This window comes from Enterococcus sp. C46, from assembly GCF_040887565.1.
Taxonomy (GTDB): Bacteria; Bacillota; Bacilli; order Lactobacillales; family Enterococcaceae; genus Enterococcus_B; species Enterococcus_B lactis.
The window spans coordinates 1-2,077 of record NZ_JBFOGA010000026.1; the positions used below are offsets into that span (position 1 = coordinate 1).

Below are 2,077 nucleotides of genomic sequence, written 5' to 3' on the forward strand. Positions count from 1 at the left end.
CTCCCTTTCAACCTCTTCTACACTACTCAAGTATGGATATTCGATCGAATGGAAACAGTATAAATCTAGCCTGTCCTAAGATCTTGCTTTCTGAAATAAAAGGATCGTTCCATTTTCTGCTGTCATATGAATGTATCCGGTAATCCCCTAGGAAAAAATATTCTCCTTCAGGCACCTTAAAACTTCCACTTTTTGTATCTGGGTACTTTACATATGTTTCATTCAATTCCTGATTGTTTACGGATACCTTTCCGTCTGAATTGATTTCAATCTGATCATTTGGCAGGCCGATGACTCGCTTCACCATTGTTTCTTTAAACTCATCCGAATAGAACACCAAAATTTGTCCTCTTTCAATGGAAGAAGTGTTATGAATCCTTGTTGTGATGATCCTGTCACCAATTTCTATTGTTGGATACATGGAAGCACTTGGTACTAGAATAATAAAGAAAACATAATTGTATAACAACGTAGTCATGATCACGACACTTACAATAAACGATAACCCCTTCAACACTTTTTTCATACTTTACCTCCTCGTAGACTAACTCTTGACCCCATTTGAATAGTGAAAAACCATCCCGTTTATAGACGATGAAACCCCAATTCAGCATAATAGCTATTGGGGTTTTATGACTATTCTTTACAAAAACTAGTTTCAGTTGACCGATTTAATTGTTCGTTTGTTTTTACTTTTTTTGATCTATCTTATTTAGATGGAATGATAAATTTTTGTCCAGGGAAAATAAGGTCTGGGTTAGAAATATTGTTTACTTTTGCAATTTCTTGATAAGTTTTATTAAATTCTAATCCAATTCCCCAAAGTGTATCTCCAGGTTTTACTGTATGTGTAACCTCTCCATGAGTTTTTTCCGCTTCTGCAGCTGCTTTACCGTTGTTGGCTTCAGCGTTATGAGTTGCTTCTGCATTATGAGTTGCATGAGCATTATTTGCTTCTTCACCGTGAGCACCTTCAGCAGCATGCTCCTCTTCACCTTCAGCAAATTTGAAGAATTTCACGTATGCTTCAATATATTCTCTTCCTGCTTCAAGATCATTCACATCATAATCCTTTAAAGACATAACTTTTTCAAATCTCTCTTTAAGTTCAGGCATTTTTTCTTTTTCAGTCATACCTTCTAACGGCGATAAATTGCCTACCTCAATACTCTTGTCTGCTGCTAATACTTTTTCATCGATAGGAGTTCCTGAAGGTTTCAATCCGTCAAACGGCGCACCTTCTCCTGCTCTGTGCACTCTAACCACTTCACTGAAGAAATACTGTTCGGCCAACTCCTTAGCTTCTGGACTCTGGTCTTTGACTTTCATGCTAAGATTAAATTTATCTGTTATTTCCTTTTGATATTCAGGTGCCACCCATTTCATCACATAGTTGACGTTATTACTCTCCATGGCTTTTTTTCCATCAACTACAACTGGACCATCCATCGTGTCGCAGTGCGCACTCGCAGATAGAGGAATTATCGCCATAATAGCTGCAGATGTTAATAGTACTCCAATAGATTTTTTCATGTTTGATTTTAAGTTTAATTTTTTCATGTTATCCTCCTGATGTTTTTATGAAAATACTGAGCAGTTTGTTTTTAATCGTTCTTTCGATCTGCTCCGTTTTGATAAAAGCTTTGTCAAATTAGGCTTTTATCTTAAATAGTACTTTTCATGCTAAATGTATGCTTCTTATTTCTGTGCCTCCCTTGATTTGATAGTTTTATATTAATGGTAATCAGTTATAAGCCCCTTGATAAAAATCAAGTTTTTTATTTTTTATTAAACTTTTTCTTAAACTTTTCCCGAGTCAGGGGATAGGTACCTTGACCCACGAAATAATAGATGAATAGGATTCTCTGGGGTTTATCCTTTTATTCAACTCAGAAGCGCCCTTTTACTTCCGAATTGACAAGTGTAACTGAATGGAATGCAGAGCCAGTTCCGTTTTTGGGTTCTGTTGCAAAGTTTTAAATCTACTATCAAATAAGGTAGAATAATAGAAAAAGATAGTAGGAGGAATGACGATGAATCATTTTAAAGGAAAGCAATTTCAGCAGGATGCGATTAT

2 protein-coding genes are annotated in these 2,077 nt (G+C 35.9%); both read right to left on the reverse strand.

Annotation, left to right across the window (positions count from 1 at the left end; translation table 11 throughout):
* Positions 1-22 precede the first annotated feature (22 nt).
* On the reverse strand, positions 23-526 hold the full coding sequence (gene lepB / locus AB3I27_RS13880) for a signal peptidase I (protein ID WP_002291553.1): 504 nt from the start codon (positions 524-526) through the stop codon (positions 23-25).
* 182 nt (positions 527-708) lie between these two features.
* Positions 709-1,560 (reverse strand): DUF6448 family protein, encoded by an 852-nt coding sequence (locus AB3I27_RS13885; protein WP_368023022.1) that lies wholly within the window; start codon positions 1,558-1,560, stop codon positions 709-711.
* Positions 1,561-2,077 lie beyond the last annotated feature (517 nt).